At 52.5% G+C, this 21314-nt stretch carries 16 protein-coding genes and 1 tRNA gene; 7 read left to right on the top strand and 10 right to left on the bottom strand.

The features are described from left to right. Positions 1–56: 56 nt before the first annotated feature. Entirely contained in the window at positions 57–3014 is a 2958-nt protein-coding gene (locus BM114_RS09985) for a PEP/pyruvate-binding domain-containing protein (RefSeq protein WP_092113008.1), read from the bottom strand. Positions 3015–3297: 283 nt separating this feature from the next. On the opposite strand from BM114_RS09985, the gene gdhA reads away from it, so the two are divergent. Next, positions 3298–4635, top strand: a complete 1338-nt coding sequence (gene gdhA, locus BM114_RS09980; RefSeq protein WP_092113005.1) for an NADP-specific glutamate dehydrogenase — start codon at positions 3298–3300, stop codon at positions 4633–4635. Between the two features lie 56 nt (positions 4636–4691). After that, entirely contained in the window at positions 4692–5363 is a 672-nt protein-coding gene (locus BM114_RS09975) for a septal ring lytic transglycosylase RlpA family protein (RefSeq protein ID WP_092113003.1), read from the top strand. Between the two features lie 58 nt (positions 5364–5421). On the opposite strand, the gene BM114_RS09970 is transcribed toward BM114_RS09975, so the two are convergent. The 3 genes from BM114_RS09970 to BM114_RS09960 all read right to left on the bottom strand — a co-directional run bounded on the left by BM114_RS09970 (position 5422) and on the right by BM114_RS09960 (position 8553). Then, positions 5422–7071, bottom strand: a complete 1650-nt coding sequence (locus BM114_RS09970) for a beta-N-acetylhexosaminidase (protein WP_092113000.1) — start codon at positions 7069–7071, stop codon at positions 5422–5424. Positions 7072–7150: 79 nt separating this feature from the next. After that, complete coding sequence (locus BM114_RS14140) at positions 7151–7336, bottom strand: hypothetical protein (protein ID WP_143089302.1); 186 nt, start codon at positions 7334–7336, stop codon at positions 7151–7153. 203 nt (positions 7337–7539) lie between these two features. Further along, a complete protein-coding gene (locus BM114_RS09960; RefSeq protein WP_092112993.1) occupies positions 7540–8553 on the bottom strand; it encodes an aspartate-semialdehyde dehydrogenase in 1014 nt (337 codons plus the stop codon). Positions 8554–8672: 119 nt separating this feature from the next. Between BM114_RS09960 and BM114_RS09955 the strand changes: the two genes are divergently transcribed. From BM114_RS09955 to BM114_RS09940, 4 genes are read left to right on the top strand one after another with little or no spacing between them, the layout of a single operon-like run. Beyond that, positions 8673–10799 carry a cation:proton antiporter gene (locus tag BM114_RS09955; protein ID WP_092112990.1) on the top strand — a complete coding sequence of 709 codons (2127 nt, stop codon included), beginning with the start codon at positions 8673–8675 and terminating at the stop codon, positions 10797–10799. A 12-nt stretch (positions 10800–10811) separates the two neighbouring features. Next, positions 10812–11507, top strand: a complete 696-nt coding sequence (locus BM114_RS09950) for an ABC transporter ATP-binding protein (protein WP_092112986.1) — start codon at positions 10812–10814, stop codon at positions 11505–11507. Continuing rightward, positions 11500–12342, top strand: a complete 843-nt coding sequence (locus BM114_RS09945; RefSeq protein WP_092112982.1) for a CvfB family protein — start codon at positions 11500–11502, stop codon at positions 12340–12342. Before BM114_RS09950 ends, BM114_RS09945 begins: the two co-directional genes overlap by 8 nt. Beyond that, positions 12339–12977, top strand: a complete 639-nt coding sequence (locus tag BM114_RS09940) for a LolA-like putative outer membrane lipoprotein chaperone (protein ID WP_092112979.1) — start codon at positions 12339–12341, stop codon at positions 12975–12977. Before BM114_RS09945 ends, BM114_RS09940 begins: the two co-directional genes overlap by 4 nt. A 68-nt stretch (positions 12978–13045) precedes the next feature. On the opposite strand, the gene BM114_RS09935 is transcribed toward BM114_RS09940, so the two are convergent. The 5 genes from BM114_RS09935 to BM114_RS09915 form a co-directional block, all read right to left on the bottom strand. Then, positions 13046–15286, bottom strand: a complete 2241-nt coding sequence (locus tag BM114_RS09935; RefSeq protein ID WP_092112976.1) for a TonB-dependent receptor domain-containing protein — start codon at positions 15284–15286, stop codon at positions 13046–13048. Positions 15287–15733: 447 nt separating this feature from the next. Then, a complete protein-coding gene (gene asnS, locus BM114_RS09930) occupies positions 15734–17125 on the bottom strand; it encodes an asparagine--tRNA ligase (RefSeq protein ID WP_092112973.1) in 1392 nt (463 codons plus the stop codon). Between the two features lie 21 nt (positions 17126–17146). Then, positions 17147–18667 (bottom strand): pseudouridine synthase, encoded by a 1521-nt coding sequence (locus tag BM114_RS09925; protein WP_092112970.1) that lies wholly within the window; start codon positions 18665–18667, stop codon positions 17147–17149. A gap of 75 nt (positions 18668–18742) precedes the next feature. After that, on the bottom strand, positions 18743–20089 hold the full coding sequence (gene purB, locus BM114_RS09920) for an adenylosuccinate lyase (RefSeq protein WP_092112967.1): 1347 nt from the start codon (positions 20087–20089) through the stop codon (positions 18743–18745). A 124-nt stretch (positions 20090–20213) separates the two neighbouring features. Further along, a tRNA-Val gene (locus BM114_RS09915) sits at positions 20214–20288 on the bottom strand. Positions 20289–20511: 223 nt separating this feature from the next. Between BM114_RS09915 and BM114_RS09910 the strand changes: the two genes are divergently transcribed. Next, positions 20512–20967, top strand: coding sequence for a DUF6078 family protein (locus BM114_RS09910; RefSeq protein ID WP_255406484.1), 456 nt, complete (start codon positions 20512–20514; stop codon positions 20965–20967). 65 nt (positions 20968–21032) lie between these two features. Here BM114_RS09910 and BM114_RS09905 read toward each other — a convergent pair. Beyond that, positions 21033–21314: transposase (locus tag BM114_RS09905; RefSeq protein ID WP_218151486.1), on the bottom strand; the 282-nt coding region annotated here is incomplete at its 5' end.

Below are 21314 nucleotides of genomic sequence, written 5' to 3'. Positions count from 1 at the left end.
TATACAGACGCATCGCTTTTCATGGTCTTTTTCCTTACTTTAGACCATTTCTTGATTTAAATCAAGACAACGCCCTCCTGCTTCTTGCCGTCCATCAATATCTTGAGAGGCTTCCCGAAGCGCACATGGCGCACATGGCGAGTCTCCTCAACGGCGGGCATCGCATCGAGTATATCCTTGCGGAAGAGGCCGTTGCCGGCATTCGCGTCTACCGTGAAATAGCCCACCCCGAAGCTGGTAAGATTCTGAAAGAAGTGAGTTCCCTGACTCGGGTCCACGCGATAGTTCTTCAAAGCCACCTCTACGATAACGCGCGCGGCACTGATATTCGGCCAGCGCACGGGAATTCCGAGCCACGAATCGCTGGAGCCCCATCTCCCTGGTCCTACAAGGATATAGTTTCTGCCCTCCTCAAGAAAGTTGTGGTTAATCTGCTCTATATCTGCCGCAATGGCAGGATTGTTCGCCGCGGAGAAGTCGTTGCCAGCCTTCACATAGACCACATCCGCAACATCCTCCGAGATACCGTGCCCCAGGGAGTTGTGCGAGCGAATCAGACACTCCTCATCGGGTATCCCCGCAACATCCTCCTCCAGCATCTGCTTGCTGTCGACGATAGGACGAATCTGCAAGAGATAGAACTCCCCGGTCCTGTCGGCATTCAGATTGCAGGCAAACTCTATCTCCACGGGACGCTTCATCTCCTCCACACCGTATTTCATCGCCGTCTGCATGATTTCCGGCAGCGGGAACACTCCCTGCTGGAGCACGCCACTGAAGCTGATAATTTTCCTTCCCCCCTCATAAAGACCCGGCCGGATGACCTGATCATAGGGGTCGTAAGTCGACGCAATATAGTTCAGTGAGTTGTCTTTCTCCGCATCCCTGACTTTCAATTTGAGGATATTAAATCCCTCGTCGACCTTGAAGTCTTCGCCGATATGCTCCATGTCGAGGGCATAGAACTGCGTCTGGGTTTCCCGCAGGGCTATTTCCATTTCGCTGGTCTGGAGCACCTGATGGGGGTGATAGGGCGAAACGCGGAGCGTCTGGCCACCGTCCACGATATACTTGCCCAGCCCCAAAGCCAGCGAGGCGATGCCGTCTTCGGCCTTCTCGTCGCCTATCGGATAATAGTTGAGCGACCGGAGCACGCCGCTGATATTGGGATAGAAGCGGTTGCCATAACGCTTTCCGACCACTTCCTGCAGTATCACCGCCATCTTCTCCTGGTCGATGACATTGCTCGTCGCCGCCATATAGGCCTTGGAGTCTTTGTAATATACCGACGCATAGACGCTCTTTATCGCACAGGCCATCATGTGGAGCATCTCCTCGCGGTCTTCCAGATAGGGAATCATGTAGGTGGCGTAGATGCCGGCAAAGGGCTGATAGTGGGCATCTTCCAGCAGCGAGGAGGAACGGATGGCAATAGGACTCTGCGTAGCCTCGAAGAATGCGTAGAAGTCTTCTATGAAATCATCGGGCAACTGAGCCTTCAGGAAGGCCTGGAGAATGTCCTCGTTGCTCGCGTCGCTTAAGGCTATCGGGTAGAGATTGTTGTTCTCCATGAACTGGTCGAAGACATCCGTGCACAGGACAACGGTTCGCGGAATCTGTACCGACGCCCCCTCAAACTGGTTGAAGTCGGGATGGCGCTTGATGATGTTGTCCAGATAGGCGATGCCGCGCCCCTTTCCACCCATCGACCCCTCGCCTATCCGGGCAAAATGACTGAACTTGTCGAACTTCGTACGGTCGAAAACGGCCACCACTCCAAGGTTTTTCATGCGCCGATACTGTACGATGGCATCGTAGATAATCTGCCGGTGCAAGTTCACATCCTGCAGTTTGTGCCAGGTTACATCTTTCAGAAAGGCGCTCACGGGGAAGATTGCACGGGCGGAAAGCCAACGCGACATGTGGTTACGGGAGATATGATAGAGCATGGAGTCGTTGGGAATGGCGAAGATGTTGTCCTGCAGTTCCTTCAGATTATGCACCCTCATGATCTCTTCCTTCGTCTTAGGGTCGCGGAAAATGAAGTCGCCGAACCCCATATGCTCCTCTAAGAGGTGGCGCAAGTCGAGGCTTATCTTCTTGGAATTCTTGTCCACGAAGTGGAAGCCCTGTGCCTCGGCTTTCTCACGGTTGCCCGATTCGGAGCTCTCTATAATAAGAGGCACATACTCATTCTGCTTCCGGATGGCCTTCAGGAGCTTTAGTCCCGCCTCGGAATCTTTCTTTCCATGGATAGGGAAACGGACATCACTGATCACGCCAAGCACATTTTTCGAATATTTCCGATAGATATTCCACGCCTCCTCATAGTTCCGGGCCAGCACGACCTTTGGTCTTCCGCGCATGCGGAGGGTAGCAGCATGGGGATTCAGGGCCTCCGTCGAGAAGTGCTGGCTCTGCAGTAAGATATAGCTGTAGAGGTTTGGAAGGATGCTGCTATAGAACCTTATGCTGTCTTCCACCAATAAAATCAGCTGTACGCCGGCCTCCTTGATGTCATGCTCAAGGTTCATCTTGTCCTCTATCAGCTTGATGATGGACAGAATGAGGTTGGTGTTTCCCAGCCAACAGAACACATAATCGAAGATGCTCATGTCCTCGTTCTCGATGCGCTTCGTGATCCCATGGGAGAACGGAGTCAGCACAATGCAGTGGATTCTGGGGAACTTATCCTTGATGGCACGCGCCACCGCAAAGGCATCGTTGTCTGCATTGCCCGGCATACAGATGACGAGGTCTATATTCGTAGTAGCCAGAATCTGCTCGGCTTCCGGTATCGTGCTCACCTGGGTGAAGGTGGGCGGATAGCGAAGACCCAACTCCATGTATTCATTATATATCTTCTCCTCTACCCGGCCGTCGTCTTCAAGCATGAACTCATCGTAAGGATTGGCCACGATAAGCACATTATAGACCCGCCGCATCATGAGGTTTACGAAGTTTACATCCTTTAGATAGAACTTACTCCACTGTTGTGGCAACTGACTTTCCATATTCTCCGATTTGATGCAAAGATACATTAAATTTGCAACAAAAAGCTGTCGAACAGGAGATTTCCATCCTCTTTTGTTGCAAAATCCAAACTTTTTTACTTAACTTGTAATCAAGAAGCCTATATAGGAAATGTGTCTGGATAGTTTTAATTTTACACAATGCAAGCAAAAAAGCAAAAAATAATCCATTTTTATTTGGCAGTTACACCAGAAAAACTTATATTTGCCTTGTCTTAAATGACACATTGAAACCAATAACTAAAATTGTTAATAAGATATTACTATGGAAGTTAGCAAAATCATGCAGGAGCTGGAGCGCAAGCATCCAGGTGAGTCTGAGTTTCTTCAGGCAGTAAAAGAAGTTTTAATCTCTATCAAGGATGTCTACGACCAGCATCCCGAGTTCGAAAAGGCAAAGATTGTTGAGCGCATCGTAGAGCCCGAGCGTGTCCACATGTTCCGTGTTCCCTGGGTCGACGATCAGGGAAATGTACAGGTAAATATCGGTTATCGCGTACAGTTCAACGGCGCAATCGGCCCTTACAAGGGAGGCCTGCGTTTCCATCCGTCGGTCAATCTGAGCATCATGAAGTTCCTCGGCTTCGAGCAGACCTTCAAGAATGCGCTCACCACGCTGCCCATGGGTGGTGCCAAGGGCGGTTCTGACTTTGCCCCCCGCGGAAAGAGCGACGGAGAGATTATGCGCTTCTGTCAGGCGTTCATGGACGAGCTTTATCGCTATATAGGACCGGACGAGGATGTTCCTGCCGGTGATATCGGTGTCGGAGGCCGTGAAATAGGCTACCTCTTCGGAGAATACAAGAAGCTCACGCACCGCTATGAGGGTGTGCTCACGGGTAAGGGCATGGAATGGGGCGGCTCCATTCTCCGCCCAGAGGCAACGGGCTTCGGCGCGCTCTACTTTGTTCACCACATGATGGAGAGCCACGGACTCGACCTCAAGGGAAAGACCGTAGTCGTCTCGGGCTTTGGAAATGTTGCATGGGGAGCCGTCAAGAAGGCCAACCAGCTGGGCGCCAAAGTCATCACGATCAGCGGTCCCGACGGTTACATCTATGATCCGGAAGGCATCTGCGGAGAGAAGAATGAATACATGCTCGAGCTTCGTTCAAGCGGCAATGACATCTGTGCCCCCTATGCAGAGAAATACGCAGGCTCCAAGTTCGTTGCCGGCAAGAAGCCTTGGGAGGTCAAGGCAGATGTCTATCTGACCTGTGCTACCCAAAATGAGCTGAACGGCGAGGATGCCGACATGATTCTTGCCAACAAACCACTGTGCGTGGCAGAAGTCAGCAACATGGGCTGCACGGCCGAGGCGGTCGACAAGTTCATCGCTGCCAAGCAGCTCTTTGCTCCGGGAAAGGCTGTCAATGCCGGCGGCGTTGCAACCTCTGGCCTGGAAATGACGCAGAACTCTATCCGCCTGCACTGGAGCAAGGAAGAGGTAGACGAGAAGCTCCATTACATCATGAGCTCCATCCACGAGCAGTGCACCAAGTACGGCACGGAGGCTGACGGCTATGTGAACTATGTCAAGGGAGCAAACATCGCCGGATTCATGAAGGTGGCCAAGGCCATGCTCGACCAGGGCGTCGTATAACCAAAGTCCTTCCCCCCGCGTCTCCTTACGGAAGATGCGGGGGCGGACCATTATATATGACATATCGAAGAAGCGTTTTAATTACATTTATCACGATTTTAGGCTTTACCCCGCTGCCTGCACAGACGCAGAGGGGTAAGGCTACTTATTATTCCCGCCGTGCGACAGGTGCCCGTACGGCAAGTGGCGAAAGGCTTCACCATGACAGCCTCACCTGTGCACACCGCACCTACCCCTTCGGAACTTTGCTCAAGGTTACGAATCTAAGCAACGGAAAGGAGGTGGTCGTCAGGGTTACCGACCGCGGACCCTTTGTCCGAGGGAGAATCATAGACCTCTCCTGGAGAGCCGCCAAGCAGCTGGGCATTCTGGCACAGGGCGTGGCAACCGTAAAGGTAGAGGTATATAAAGAAACCCGAGGCATTCCCTACCGACAGGAAAAGACTATAAATCTGCCTGAAATAGACTTTGAAATCACCGAGGGCGACTATAAGCTCGTTGACAACTGGACGAGGGCAAATCCGCAAGGAAGCACGGAATCAACAAAACCATCTCGCAGAAAGATTGCGGAGAAGCCGCATGATGCCCGTCAGGCAACCTCGTCCAAGCCTCAGCTCAACCCTTCCAAGCTCCAGACCAACCCTCAGCACAAAAATAAAAAGGAAGGCAACATCTGGTCGAAAATCTTCGAAAAGCTGAAGCAACAGAAAGACGAGATCTTGAAATAACAGAATTCCACACGCACGAAAGCAAAAGCGCAACCTCATAGAGATTGCGCTTTCTGTTTTATTTCATGTCTACATTCGCCGCGGGAATCCGCTTCGGCCACAGATGAGTGGCATAGGTGAGGCGGTAGAGATCGTAGAGATCGAGCATACGCGACTGCCTTGTCTTCCATGCCTCAAAGTCTTTCTTTCCGTTCATCCACTGCACCTCGCTCAACGCCCCCATTCTCGGGAGCACCTGATATTCAACCAGCGACGGATAGGCAATATACTCTGTCCAGAGGTTTCCCTGCACCCCGACGATACGGGCAGCAACTTCAGGAGTCGCATCCGCGGGAATCGGCTCCAGGGAATAGGTCTTCTCTACTGGCAGATTACCACCGATCAGCAACGGCTCGTTCCATTGTTCCTTGTCGTTGTGCGTCTGATAATAGTCGAAATAGCAATAAGTGGTCGGCGACATGATGACATCGTGGCCCGCCTTGGCCGCCTTGGCACCAGGCTCCGTACCGCGCCAGCTCATGATCGTGGCACTCTGGTTGATGTCTCCCTCCAGGATTTCATCCCATCCGATGATGCTGCGCCCCTTGCTGTTGACAAACTTCTCGATGCGATTGGTGAAGTACCCTTGCAGTTTCTCCACGCCCAGACCCTCCTTTGCCATAAGCGCCTTACACTTAGGACACTCCTTCCAGCGGGTCCTCGGCGTCTCATCGCCGCCCAGGTGGATGTATTTCGACGGGAAGATATCCATGAGTTCCGAGAGCACATCCTCACAGAACCGATAGGTTTTCTCGTTCCCGAGGCAGAGCACATCATCCATCACGCCCCAGTAGCGACACACCTCATAAGGACCGCCGGTGCATCCCATATCGGGAATGGCCGTCAGTGCGGCAACCATATGCCCGGGCATGTCTATCTCTGGAATGATAGTGATATAGCGCTCGGCGGCATACCTGACGAGCTCGCGAGCCTCCTCCTGTGTGTAGAAGCCGCCGTAGGGTGTGCCGTCATATACCTTCGAGTTGCGCCCAATCACGGTGCTGGTGCGCACGGAGCCTATCTTCGTGAGCTCGGGATACTTCTTGATCTCGATGCGCCATCCCTGGTCTTCAGTAAGGTGCCAGTGGAACACATTCATGTTGTGCATCGCCATGAGGTCGATGAACTGCTTGACGAACTTCACGGGGAAGAAGTGGCGGGCACAGTCGAGCATCATACCGCGATAGCCGAACCGCGGTTCGTCTTTGATGACAACGCCCGGAAGGGTTACCGCTGTGAGGTTTTTGCCTACGGGAATCGACTTACGGAGCGTCTGCACGCCATAGAACACGCCGGCGGCAGTGCTCCCCTCGATGCTCACGCCCTTCTTGTTCACCGTGAGGGTATATCCCTCCTTGTTCTGAACCTTGGGGTTGAGTTTCAGGGTGATGGCATTCTTCACCTTTTCCGCCGTTACCGTAAGCTGCAACGAGGTGAGGTCGGCGATGTAATCACGCAGGAACTGCGCATCCTTCTTCAGCAGATCATTGCCTTCGGGATAAGCTATCCGGGTGTTTCCCGTAAGAACAAATTCCCCTGTCTTCGAGAGACTTATCTCCTGGGGCAGTGGAACTACATTGTAATCAGCTACTTTCCTCCCGTCGGCAGCCGAAGCTCCTCCCAGCGAAATGATGGTGGAAACAATCATAAGCAAAAACTTTTTCTTCATATTATCGGGTCTTTAGTTATATTTTGCCACAAAGATAAGTAAAAAATATGATATCTGAGCAATCTTTTCCCCAAACAGTTTATTTTTTTATCAGGAAATTCAGAAACCGCCCACAGACAAGGATGACGATGGTGCCGGCCACGACAGCCGGACTCTCGTGCCAGCGAGCCCTACCACCACGCCCGCTGCCTGCAATATCCGCGCTTTCAACCATTCTCCGGAGACACGACTTGTTTTCCTTGCAGGGCTCATGTCTCTTCCGCATAAAACCATCACATTGGCGCCATGCCGGTAAGCGACGGAAACCGGAAAGACGGTTCCCATAGAAATGAAACAGGCTAATCCGTCCGACAAAATCGGCGAGATTGTTCGACAAAATCGGCGATTTTGCGATGCAAAATAACTTATTTTATCATGTAAAATCACTTATTTTACTAAGTCGCCGACGGCTTAAAGGGAGGCCGGAGGCTATTTCACGCTGCCCGATTCGATGAGAAACTCGGCAATCTGGACGGCATTCAGCGCCGCCCCCTTGCGAATCTGGTCGCCCGTGAGCCAAAGGGTGAGCCCATTGTCGTCGGCCAGATCCTTGCGCACACGCCCCACATAGACATCATCCTTGCCGGCCGACTCGAGCGGCATGGGATAGACATAGTTCTGCGGATCGTCCTCCAACCGGATGCCCGGAGCCGCCTTCAAGGCCTCACGCACCTGCTCGACGGTGAGCGGCCGTTCGGTCTCGAGCCATACGGACTCCGAGTGGGAGCGCAGGGAAGACACGCGCACGCAGGTGGCGCTGGTGCGCACATCGGAGTGCATGATCTTGCGCGTCTCGTTAAACATCTTCATCTCCTCCTTCGTGTAGTCGTTGGGCGTCATCTTGTCTATCTGCGGAATCACATTGTAGGCCAGCTGATGGGGAAACTTCTCAACGGTCTTTACCTCGCCGGTCTCCACGAGCTCGCGATACTGCTGCTCCAATTCTTTCATCGCGGCGGCACCCGCGCCGCTGGCACTCTGATACGACGCCACATGCACCCGGCGTATATGACTCAGCTGCTCGATGGGTTTCAGCACCACAACCATCATGATCGTGGTGCAGTTGGGGTTGGCAATGATGCCGCGGGGACGCACAAGGGCGTCCGCGGCGTTCACTTCGGGCACCACGAGGGGCACATCCCCGTCCATGCGGAAGGCGCTCGAATTGTCGATCATCACGGCCCCGTGCCGGGTAATGGTCTCGGCAAACTCCTGGGAAGTGCCCGCGCCGGCAGAGGCAAAGGCTATGTCGATGTCCTTGAAGTCATCGTTGTGCTGCAGCAGCTTCACCTCATATTCCTTGCCGAGATAGGTGTATTTACGGCCCGCACTACGCTCCGAGCCGAACAAAACCAAGTCATCCATAGGGAATTTGCGCTCTGCGAGAATGCGCAGGAACTCCTGACCAACGGCACCACTGGCACCAACGATTGCAACTTTCATATCTTTTAAAAAATTAATAAACGATTCTTATGCTTGCAAAAGTACAACTTTTCGGCCGAAATATAGCTGCTTTGGCTTTTTTTTTGCTAATTTTGCAGACAAATACAAAGTACTCGTCCATGACCAGCCTGCTGCAATACTTTCCCATCACCGACCCCACCCTGGGATTCCTCGTGGTGCTGCTGATTATCCTCTTTGCCCCCATCATCATGGGCAAACTGCGCATTCCGCACATCATCGGAATGGTGATTGCCGGCGTGCTCATCGGCCAATACGGACTGAATATACTGGAGCGCGACGCCTCGTTCGAGCTCTTCGGCAAGGTGGGACTCTACTACATCATGTTCCTGGCCGCGCTGGAGATGGACATGGAGGGATTGAAGAAGAACAAATACAGAATGCTCACCTTCGGTCTGCTCACCTCGCTGATACCCTTCGCCATCACCTATTTCACGGGTAAGGACATGCTCGGATACTCCGTTACGGCGTCGCTCCTCCTGGGAAGCATCATGGCCTCCAACACGCTCGTAGCCTACCCCATCGTGGGAAAATACGGTCTGCAGCGTAAGCCCAGCGTCATCGTGAGCGTAGGCTCCACCATGATAGCACTCTTTCTGGCACTCGTGATGCTGGCTGCTATCGTGGCCTCCAATCAGGGCAGCAACGGCTGGGGATTCTGGCTCTGGTTCGCGGTGAAGTTCGTGGCTTTCTGCGCCGTCCTCATCTTCTTCATCCCGCGGCTCACGCGATGGTTCCTGCGCCGATACAGCGATGCCGTGATGCAGTTCATCTTCGTTCTCTCGATGCTGTTCATGAGTGCCTCGCTGTCAGAGGCCGTGGGCCTTGAGGGCATCTTCGGGGCATTCCTGTCGGGCCTGATACTGAACCGATACATCCCTCGCCTGTCTCCCCTGATGAACCGGATAGAGTTTATCGGCAACGCCATCTTCATTCCCTACTTCCTGATTGGCGTAGGCATGCTCATCAATGTGCGACTGCTCTTCCAGGGCGGGGGCATCATCTGGGTGGTGTTCTGCTTCGTGCTGTTCGGCACGCTGGGCAAGGCTCTGGCTGCCTATACAGCCTCCTTTCTCCTGAAGATGCCGCTCTCGTCAGGCCACATGATGTTCGGCCTCACCTCGGCGCATGCCGCGGGTGCCATCGCCATGGTGATGGTGGGATTGCGGCTGAAAGGTGCCGACGGGCAGCCAATCGTGGATGATGTAATGCTGAACGGCATCGTCATCATGATCTTGTTCACCTGCGTCATCTCGTCGCTCGTTACGGAGTATGCCGCCCAGCGCATCATCCTCCGCGACAAGGAAGTGGCAAGCGATGAATTACCCGAAAAAGACGATGAAAGAATGCTCATCCCGGTGAAGTATCCGGAATATGCGGAACGACTCACCACCCTCGCCATCCTGATGCGCAACCCCAGGCTGAACCGCCCGCTGGTAGGACTGAATGTGGTCTACGACGACGAAAACATGAGGGCGAACCAGGCACGGGGACGCGAACTGCTGGACAAGGTTACCAAATATGCCGCTGCCGCCGATGTGCCCATGAGCACGCAGGTGCGTGTGGCGGCAAACATCGCCAACGGAATCAAACATGCCTTCAAGGAGTTTCAGGCCTCGGAGGTGGTCATCGGGCTGCACATGCACTTCAATGTGAGCACCAAGTTCTGGGGACAATTCCACCAGAGCCTGTTCAACGGACTGAACCAACAGATTATCATGGCACGCCTGATGCAGCCTCTCAATACGCTCCGAAGGATTCAGGTGGCCGTTCCCTCGAGGGCTCAATACGAGCCGGGATTCTATCGCTGGCTGGAACGGCTCTCGCGGATGGCCGAGAGCCTGGAGTGCCGCATCACCTTCAACGGGCGGGACGACACGCTCGTGCTCATCAGGGAATACATCCAGAACCGGCATGCGAGCATCCGGGCTGACTATCAGGAGATGGAGCACTGGAACTCGATGCCACAACTGGCCAAGACCATTGCCGACGACCACCTCTTCGTGGTGATAACGGCACGCAAGGGCACGGTATCCTTCAAGAATGCCCTTGAACGCCTCCCGGAGGAAATCACCAGATACTTCAGCGGCAAGAATCTGATAATTATCTTCCCCGACCAGTTCGGCAGCACCATGGACGAGATGACATTTGCCCAGCCGCAGCACACGGAGGAGCTTAGTGCCTACGACATGCTGAACGAATGGCTGCACAAGAAAATACACCCATAAACGGAAAAAGATATGATAGACATAAAAGGTATCACCAAGAGTTTCGGCTCACTGCAGGTGCTAAAAGGCATTGACCTGCACATCGACAAAGGCAAGATCGTAAGCATCGTGGGACCGTCGGGAGCCGGGAAGACCACGCTCCTGCAGATTATCGGCACACTCGACAAGCCCGACAGCGGCCAGATACAGGTAGACGGAGTTGATGTGAGAAAGCTCTCCACCAACAAACTGAGCGACTTCCGCAACCGGCACATAGGATTCGTGTTCCAGTTTCACCAGCTGCTTCCCGAGTTCACCGCGCTCGAAAACATTATGATTCCGGCCTTCATAGCCGGGCAATCGCACGCAGAAGCCAAGAACCGGGCCATGGAACTGCTCGACTTCATGGGACTGGCCGACCGTGCTGCACACAAGCCCAACGAGCTATCAGGGGGCGAGAAGCAGCGCGTGGCCGTGGCAAGAGCCCTGGTCAACAATCCCGCGGTAATCCTGGCCGACGAGCCGAGCGGCTCGCTGGACTCCAAAAACAAGGCGGAACTGCACCAGCTCTTCTTCGACTTGAGAGACCGATTCGGCCAGACCTTCGTCATTGTAACGCACGACGAAAGCCTTGCGGCCACCACCGACCGCACCATTCACCTGAAGGACGGGCAGATCGTGATGCCCGAAGAAATCACGGAAATCCCAAAAACAGAGACCAATGAATAAAATTAAATTAGGCGACTATAACACGCTCGAGATTGTAAAGTCCGTTGACTTCGGAGTTTATCTTGACGGCGGCAGCGAAGGGGAGATTCTTCTGCCCAGGCGATATGTGCCGGAAGGCTGTCAGATTGGGGACGAAATCGAAGTATTCGTCTACCTTGACCAGGACGAAAGACCTGTTGCCACCACCGAAAAGCCCCTTGCCAAGGTAGGCGATTTTGCCTGCCTGAAATGCGTCTGGGTGAATGAATACGGGGCATTCCTGAACTGGGGACTAATGAAAGATGTGTTCTGTCCCTTCCATGAGCAGAAAAGGCGCATGGAAATCGGCAACTCCTACATCGTCTACCTCTATGTCGACGAGGAGAGCTACCGTATCGTGGCATCGGCGAAGGTGGAGAAATTCCTTGCGGAAGACTATCCCCCCTATGCACCGGGCGACGAGGTAGACCTGCTCATATGGCAGAAGACCGACCTGGGATTCAAGGTAATCATCGACAACGACTATCCCGGCTTGATATACGAGAACCAGATTTTCAGACCTGTACATACGGGCGACCGGATGAAAGGCTATATCGGCACCGTAAGGCAGGATGGGAAAATCGATGTCTTGCTACAGGCTGCGGGACGCAGGCAGACCCTCGACTTCTCCGAAATGCTCCTCAACTACCTCCATGAGAATGGCGGAAAGTGTGATCTGGGCGACAAGAGCGATGCCGAAGAGATAAAACGCCGCTTCCAGGTGAGCAAGAAGACATACAAGAAGGCCGTCGGCGACCTTTACAGGCGGCACCTTATTGTTATATTGGGAGAAGAAGGAATCAAACTGGCAGAATGAGATTTAGGAGTTTACTGATTTTACTTTTGGCCGCATTGTCGGTTACCGTAAGCGCACGGAACAAAGAGCAACAGCCTCCCGCCGTATTGATCAAGGCACTCAACATACTTCAGAACCCAGGCGGGGCAAGCCTGAACTACAAGATTGATGTGGCAGTATTCCACCGGCAGGGATATGTTATCTTCAAAGGGAACAAGTTCCAGCGAAGGAGCAAGCGAACCATCGACTGGTTTGACGGCAGCACCTACTGGACCATGAACCGGCAGACACAGGTGGTGAAGATATCAAATCCGAAGCGCAGCAGACGCAAGGACGAAGATGAGAACGCGTCGCTGACAGAGCAGATCAACAAGGTCAGGGACGACTGCCTGTACTCTATGGTCAGCGACGGGAGCGACTGGAAGATCACGGTAAGGGCCCAGGACAAGAGCGCAAAGATAAAGAATGCGGAGATCTGGATTGACAAAGCCAATAATAAGCCCACCCGCCTGCGTGTGAAACTGGGTCTGATATGGGCCAATATCAGGCTCTGGAATGTTACGACAGCCAACTATTCAGATGTCAACTTCAGCTTCTATCCCGCAAAATATCCTAACGCAAAGATCATAGACAAGCGCGAAAAGAATTCCAAATAACAATCCCGGCTTGGCACAACAAGCCAAGATAGCGGATTGGGGAGATGGCTATTGCCAAGGATGACACATTATTTCCTCAGCTCAATATCATTGTTGTCTGTGTCTTCAGCACCCCTGCGCCCACGGAACCACTTCCCGAAATTCCATGTGAGACTCAGATTTATGCTGTTCATATACATTTTCCGCCACGAACGCTGCTGCATATCGCGGAAGTTACTCGTGGCATGAGTACGGTTCAGATAGAGCAAAGAGTTATAGAAGTTTACGCCGACTTCGAGCCTGTCATTAAAGAACGCCTTCGTGATGCTTCCCATCAAGAACGGCTTCTGATAGTTTATGGTATTGAAGGAATAAGTCTGCGGACGATAGGAACACATAAGAGAGTATTGCCACTGCCTGGTAGTGAGATAGCTGAAGTTCAGGTTTGCCGACCATCCGAATCCTTTTTCAGGAACCATCAGCACTGCGTCGGCAAAGTTCCTTACTACATCGTAATTTGTATACAGCCCCGCCAAGGTGAAAGAGAGATTAAGCCTTCCCTTGCACAGGCGCTGCGTCCAGTTGGCAGAGAGCGAAGCCTCGTCCTTGCTTCCGATGTTCTCATAGGTGTAAGTATTGTAGTCTTGAGGGTCAAGATATGCCGGATTGATGATACCCTTCTGGCGATTATAGCCTGCGGCAATCGTAAGATAGGCCGACTTTATCTGCTTGCGGTAAGACAGCTCGAAGGCATCATTGTGTTGTGAGGCGAGACTCGGATTGCCCACCCATAGCTGGAATTCACTTACCCGCAAGGTGTCTGAGTTCAGGTAGTCGATACTTGGGCGGACGACATTACGCTGGTAATTTGCCGAAATGCTGCCGGCTTTTCCCATATTATAGTTCAGCCTTACCGACGGAAGGAACTCATAGGAGCGCTCATGGTTCAGATTGTCGGTTTCGCCCTTGAGTATCAAGTGCATGGAAAGCTTCTTGCTGAAGTTGTGAGACAGGGAGGCGTGCAGCTGCTGAATGCTATAGTTGCTTCTCTCTGCCGCATGGGAATCATTCCTACGCCACACGCTTTTCAGCCCGATGCGCACATTATCGTCCCAAAGCCAGCTTATCTTGTTGTTTTCAGAGACCAGTTCGGCGGTGAATTCGTCCATGGACGATCTGTAGAAATCATCATATCCCGTAATATATCGGGTCGTATATCTATATTTATGGTAATTCCCCTTCAGCAGCAGGCTGTTGTTTTCCCCGATTTTGAGAAACCCATTCAGCAACGCGAGGTAGTGCTCGATGTTCTCTTTTGCGCTTGTGTTAGAGAGTTCACTTTCAAAACCCCGGGTTTCATGGGTGATGTCGCTGGAATACTTATCGTGTGAGAGCTTGGCCGTGATGGAAGCATTGGAATTCGGATAATAGCCCACCTTCAGAGCCTGGGAAAACTGCGTAACATCAAAACGGCGGTCTTCATACAGCGACTCGATGCTGCCGGTGGCCGGATATTGCCTCTCCACTCCGTTCTCCATGCGCTGCTTGTTGGTAACATAGTTCATCCTTGCACCCAGATCCCACTTCTTGTTCTGGAACATAAAGGTGTCGAAGTTCCCGAAAAGAGGATGAAGCAGGTTGGTCCATGCCTGTGCCGACCCGTAGATTCGCGGCCGTTCGTGCCTTCTGCGAATAATGTTGATTTCGCCAGAAGACCCTGCCGTGTCGTCAGAACTGATGTTGTGTACCTCAACCTGCTTGATGTCCGTGGCCTTGAGCATCTTCAGTTCTTCGACAGATGCCGCAACCCCGTCGATTTTCAGTCGTGCATTGTTCGCTTTTCCCAATATCTTGTATGTATCATTTTCCGCTACCACCCCGGGAAGGAAGCGCAACGCTTCGTTGGCCTTGGCGTTTTTCAGCAGCCCACGGGTATCTATCGAGTAGATGGTTTTCTCCGCATCGCCCTTTAGCATAGGCCTGAAAGCTTTGACCTCTACATCTTCCAGGCCTATAATCTTATCTTTCAAGGCAATCTTGACATCGCCCCCTGCTGAATTTATGAGCGTGTCAACATCTTCATAAAACTTGTTTCCGATATGAATATTGATGCTTGCACAGTTTACATTGCTGAGCTTTACGGTTCCGTCTTCTTTCGTTTTCAGCTTGGAATCCTTGCCACACGCATTTATCCCAACAACGATTCCCTTCAGTGGTTTTCCCTGCGGGTCGACTATCTGAATGGATTTGATGGCGTCTTGCGCATGTCCCGCAATGCCCGTAAACCAAAGAATCAACAATATGACAAGCCTATCCATATTTGTTTTCATTGCCACTTTAATTATCAGGTTAAACTTATTATTCTATAAATATAGCGCTGTTTTTGCTTAGATGTCAACAAAAATAACATAGTTTAACTTTCTGCCTTGCAGGGTGAATTCCACAAGCAAGTGCAAGATGATGGCATTCCATGTTCACTCTATCAACGAGCTTTGAGACCCTTTCTAATGGGAAAGGACACAGGGCTGGGGAATAGGAAAAGTAAAAGGCCGCTAAAAGCTCGCCTTTTAACGGCTAAAAGGTGAGTAAAAGGCGGCTAAAAGCTTTCCTTTTAGCGGCTAAAAGGAAAACCACCCTGCAACTCCCTTCTTCAGAGGAAGGACTGACTTACCGTAAAGAAAGAAATGCGAATGTGTCCGACCCCCATGGTCCTACAATACAGGACCAGTCTTTAAGGGTCGGATACATTCGCAAAACAGCGTCAATAAACGGACTTCTTAGAACTCCGCGTTCTTCGGAGTGCGGGGGAACGGGATGACATCGCGGATGTTCTGCATGCCCGTAACGAAAAGTATGAGGCGCTCAAAGCCTAATCCGAAACCGCCGTGAGGACAGCTTCCGTACTTGCGGGTGTCGAGATACCAGCTGTAGGTGGACTCCTCCATGCCGCGGGCACGGATTTCCGCAATCAGCTTCTCGCCGTTCTCCTCACGCACGGAGCCTCCGATAATCTCGCCGATGCGGGGGAAGAGGACATCCGTTCCCTGCATGGTTCGCCCGTCAGGGTTCTTCTTCATGTAGAAGGCCTTGATCTCGCTGGGATAATCGGTCATGATGACCGGCCGCTTGAAGTGCTCCTCCACAAGGTAGCGCTCGTGCTCGCTGCTAAGGTCCATGCCCCATCCCGTTACCGGGAACTCGAACTTATGGCCGTTTGCAGCAGCCTCCTGAAGGATGTTGATTCCCTCGGTATAAGGCAGGCGGACAAAGTCCTCATTAACCACCGACTCGAGGGTGGCAAGGAGCGTCTTGTCAATCATCTTGTTCAAGAACTCCAGGTCGTCCTTACAGTTGTCCAAAGCCCAGCGCACGCAATACTTGATGAAGTCCTCCTCGAGGTCCATCAGGTCGTCCTTGTCGATGAAGGCAACCTCAGGCTCTATCATCCAGAACTCCGCAAGATGGCGGGGAGTGTTGCTGTTCTCGGCGCGGAAGGTAGGCCCGAAGGTATAGATGGCGCCCAAGGCTGTAGCCCCAAGCTCGCCTTCCAGCTGACCGCTGACCGTCAGGCTCGTCTTCTTTCCAAAGAAATCACGGTCGTAAACCACCTCGCCGCTCTTTGCAACACGGTTTAAATCAAGCGTAGTTACCTGAAACATCTCGCCCGCACCCTCGGCATCACTGGCGGTGATAAGGGGTGTGTGGAAGTAGTAGAACCCATGCTCGTGAAAGTATCTGTGGATGGCGATGGCCATGTTATGGCGTATCCGCATCACGGCACCAAAGGTATTGGTGCGCAGACGCAGGTGGGCATACTGGCGCATGTACTCAAAGCTCTGCCCCTTCTTCTGCATCGGATAGTCGCCGGGGCAAAGACCGTAGACCTCAATAGCCTCGCACTGCACCTCGACAGCCTGTCCTCCGCCCTGGCTTTCAACGAGCTTTCCCGTGGCACTGAGACATGCCCCGGTGGTAATACTCTTCAGCATTTCGGCGTCAAACTTAGCCGGATCTACCACGATTTGTATGTTCTTGATGGTAGAGCCGTCATTGAGGGCAATGAAGTCTACGACCTTACTACTTCGATGAGTGCGTACCCATCCCTTTACTGTTATATCTTTTCCAAAGTCGGTGCTGCAAAGAGCATCAACAACTTTAGTTCTCTTCATTTTCGCTAATGATTTATTAAATTACTCGAAAGCGCCCATGCGGAGCATATCAACCTCTTTCTCCGTGAGGAAACGCCAGTCGCCACGACGGAGATTCTTCTTCGTAAGGCCGGCAAACTGTACCCGGTCGAGCCTGACTACCCGATAGCCAAGATGCTCGAAGATGCGGCGAACGATGCGGTTCTTACCGCTGTGGATCTCTATGCCCACCTGGCTCTTGTCGCTCTCGTCGGCATACTCTATGGCGTCTGCGTGTACCTCGCCGTCTTCCAGCTCCACGCCTTCGGCAATCTGCTGGATGTCATGGGCGGTAACATTCTTGTCAAGGAAGACATGATATACCTTCTTCTTCAAGAACTTGGGGTGGGTGAGCTTGCTGGCAAGGTCGCCGTCGTTGGTGAGCAACAGCACACCCGTGGTGTTGCGGTCGAGCCGACCGACGGGATAGATGCGCTCCGGACAAGCATTCTTCACGAGGTCCATCACCGTCTTGCGCTGCTGGGGATCGTCGCTCGTGGTTACATAGTCTCTCGGCTTGTTCAGAAGAACATACACCTTCTTCTCCAAAGAGACCAGCTGGTCGTGGAACTTAACCTCGTCTGAACGCATAACCTTCGTTCCCAGCTCCTTCACAACTTCGCCATTCACGGTTACAGCACCTGCCTGGATAAACTCATCGGCCTCACGGCGAGAGCATACACCGGCATTGGCAAGATACTTGTTCAGGCGAATCGGCTCGTTGGGGTCGATATGCTCCTCCTTATACTCGATGCGCTTCTTCATGCTGTACTTTGCATTCGGGTCATAGTCAGGCGTATGCGGGCGGTAGCCACGGGGCTGATAACCGCCTTGCTGGTAACCGCCACGAGGCTGATAGCCGCCCTGCTGACGCGGTTGGTAGCCCCCGCGAGGCTGGTAACCGCCACGGGATTGATAGTCTCCGCCTTGCTGACGAGGCTGATAGCCACCCTCGCCGTCATTATTATAGCGCGGGCGATAGCCACCTTGCTGCGGACGGGGCTGATAGCCGCCACCCTCACCATTGTTGTTATAGCGCGGGCGATAGCCTCCTTGATATGGACGAGGCTGATAGCCGCCTTCGCCGTCGTTGTTATAGCGCGGCCGATAGCCACCCTGCTGCGAGCGGGGCTGATAGCCGCCACCCTCACCATTGTTGTTATAGCGCGGGCGATAGCCACCTTGCTGGCGAGGCTGATAGCCGCCCTCGCCAGCATTATTATTATAACGAGGACGATAGCCACCCTGCTGCGGACGAGGCTGATAGCCTCCGCGGGGACGCTGCGAAGCCGAACTCTGGAGGCCGGCCCCAAAGCCTTCGGGACGGAAACCGCCATCTTCGTTGTTTGCTGAATTGCCACGGTCGGAGCTGTATGCACGCTGAGTGTGGATACGAGGACGCTGTGGCCTTGATGTGTTACGATACTCTCCCTGATAACCTTCTGCGGATGGCTGATTGCCTTCACGGCTGTTGTCATTCTGTTCAGCAGAAGACTCCTGTGTCTTGTTTTCCAATTCTTCCATTTCTCTTTCCTTTTTTAGCCTCACGGCTTGATTAATACTACTGTTATTTAATACTGAATATTTAGATTGTTTTTATTAAATTCCTGTATAGTTGCCGGGCGTGACGGCCATCAGTTCAGCTTTCACACGCTCGTTTACATCCAGATTCTGTATAAATTCGTGTATGGTTTTCTCCGTCATCCTCTCGTTTGTCCGCGTGAGAGCCTTCAAGGCCTCGTATGGATGGGGGTAGCCCTCGCGGCGGAGGATGGTCTGAATGGCCTCTGCCACCACCGCCCAGTTGTTATCAAGGTCCTCCCGGAGCTTATCTTCATTAAGAATCAGCTTGCGGAGCCCTTTCAGTGTGCTCTCAATGGCGATGACGGCATGCCCGAGGGGGACGCCTATGTTGCGTAGTACCGTTGAGTCCGTGAGGTCGCGCTGTAGGCGGCTCACGGGCAGTTTCTGCGCCAGGAACTGCAAGATGGCATTCGCCATGCCCAGATTGCCCTCGCTATTCTCATAGTCAATGGGGTTTACCTTGTGGGGCATTGCACTCGAACCGACCTCCCCTGGGTTGATTTTCTGCTTGAAATACTCCATGGATATATACATCCAGAAGTCGCGGTCGAGGTCTATGATGATGGTGTTGATGCGGCGAATGGCATCAAACACCGCGCCGAGATTATCGTAATTACTGATCTGAGTGGTATACTGCTCGCGCTGCAAGCCGAGCTTCTCACTCACAAAACGGTTGGCAAAAGCCTTCCAGTCAACGGCCGGATAGGCCACATGATGGGCATTGAAGTTGCCCGTGGCACCGCCGAACTTCGCGCTCATCCTACAGGTTTTCAGGTTGTCCAACTGCTCCGTGAGGCGATAGACAAAGACCATTACCTCCTTGCCCAGCCGTGTCGGAGAGGCCGGCTGGCCATGAGTCTTGGCGAGCATGGGCACATCTGCCCAAGCCTCAGCATATTCCCGTAGCTGGGTGATGAGTTCTTCCACCAGCGGACAGAACACCTGCTCCAAGGCCTCCTTGACAGAAAGGGGGATGCTGGTATTGTTGATGTCCTGCGAGGTAAGGCCGAAGTGGATAAACTCCTTATAGGCTTCCAGATGACCGATGGCGTCGAATTTCTCCTTGATGAAGTATTCCACGGCCTTCACATCGTGGTTCGTTACCGCCTCAATTTCCTTGACGCGCCGGGCATCCTGCTCCGTGAAATCGCGATAAATGGCGCGAAGACGGTCGAAACAGGCGGCATCCAACGATGCCAGCTGCGGCAGCGGCAGCTCGCACAAGGCGATAAAATATTCTATCTCCACCCGTACCCGATACCTGATAAGGGCACATTCCGAAAAATAATCTGCCAAAGGCTCTGTCTTGCTCCTGTATCTGCCATCAATCGGCGATATAGCGGTCAACCTGTCCAACTCCATTCTTGTTTGAATTTATCCGCCTACAAAAGTACGAATTTAAATCGATACACCTGCAACTATCAGAGAAAAGAATTGTTAAAAACAAGAAAGTCCTGTAATCATTTCGATTAACAGGACTCTCGTGTGGGCGTTGACGGATTCGAACCGCCGACCCTCTGCTTGTAGGGCAGATGCTCTAAACCAGCTGAGCTAAACGCCCTTGGCTTCATCTGAAAAGCGAGTGCAAAGATAAGGCATTATTTCCGAACCACCAAATATTCCTCGAAGTTTTTTGCATATTTTAAGAAAAATATACTTCAGGACGGATTCCAGCCCCTCCGCGCCCGGTTCTTCCCATGCAAAGGAAATCATCCTGGGCCGGCCACAAGGAAAAGAAGATTGCGCTTTTTCTTGCAAATGTTGAAATTAAAAAGTATTTTTGTATGACTAATTATACAAAAACCATGGAACTAAGATATCAAGACATCCCCACGGGGTGGGCCATCTGCTTTCTCAGTGGATGCGCACGACAGGAAGAATGTCTGCGGCACAAGGCAGGACTTGCCGTGCCAGAAACGGTGCTCACGGCGCCGGCAGTAACCCCACAGGCAATGAAAGGCGGCACATGTCAACTCTTCAAGAAGGCCGAGATCGTGCACACAGCCGCAGGATTCGGCAACATCTTCAAAGAGGTAAAGCAGCGACATGCCGCCGCTATGCGCGCCGAACTGGTGAAATATCTGGGTGGAAACGGCACCTATTATCGCTACCAGCACGGCGAACGCACGCTCATGCCCGAACAGCAGGAATGGATTCGCCGGCTCTTTCGCCGCTATGGCTACATCGAAGAAGTGGAGTTCGACGCCTACTGCGACAAATTCCGATTTTACGACAAATAGCTTTCCGGAGAATTACCAGCGGTTGGTAACAATGTTACCAATAAGTACGCGAGTTCGGGATAAGATTACCATGCAAATAGCTCTAATTGTCTTGATTTCTCCACATGCACTGGCAGCGCCTCCGGCTTGTTGTCAAAGAAACAGTAGGCCGCGAGAGCCGAGCATAGGTTCATCATAAAGTTGTGTATGGACCGGTGTCGTGAATGCACGAGGTTGGCCTTGTTCTTGAGCAATTCGTTGATACACTCGATGATGTACCTTTTTCTGAGCATGATCTTGTCCCACATGGGCATGAGCTTATTCTTCATGTTGGCCTTGAGGCCATGCACGAGATGGATGCCCTGGTC

The organism is Prevotella sp. KH2C16 (assembly GCF_900113305.1).
Classification (GTDB): domain Bacteria; phylum Bacteroidota; class Bacteroidia; order Bacteroidales; family Bacteroidaceae; genus Prevotella.
Note: the sequence above shows the minus strand (reverse complement) of the source record. Positions and strands in the feature narration are given on the sequence as shown.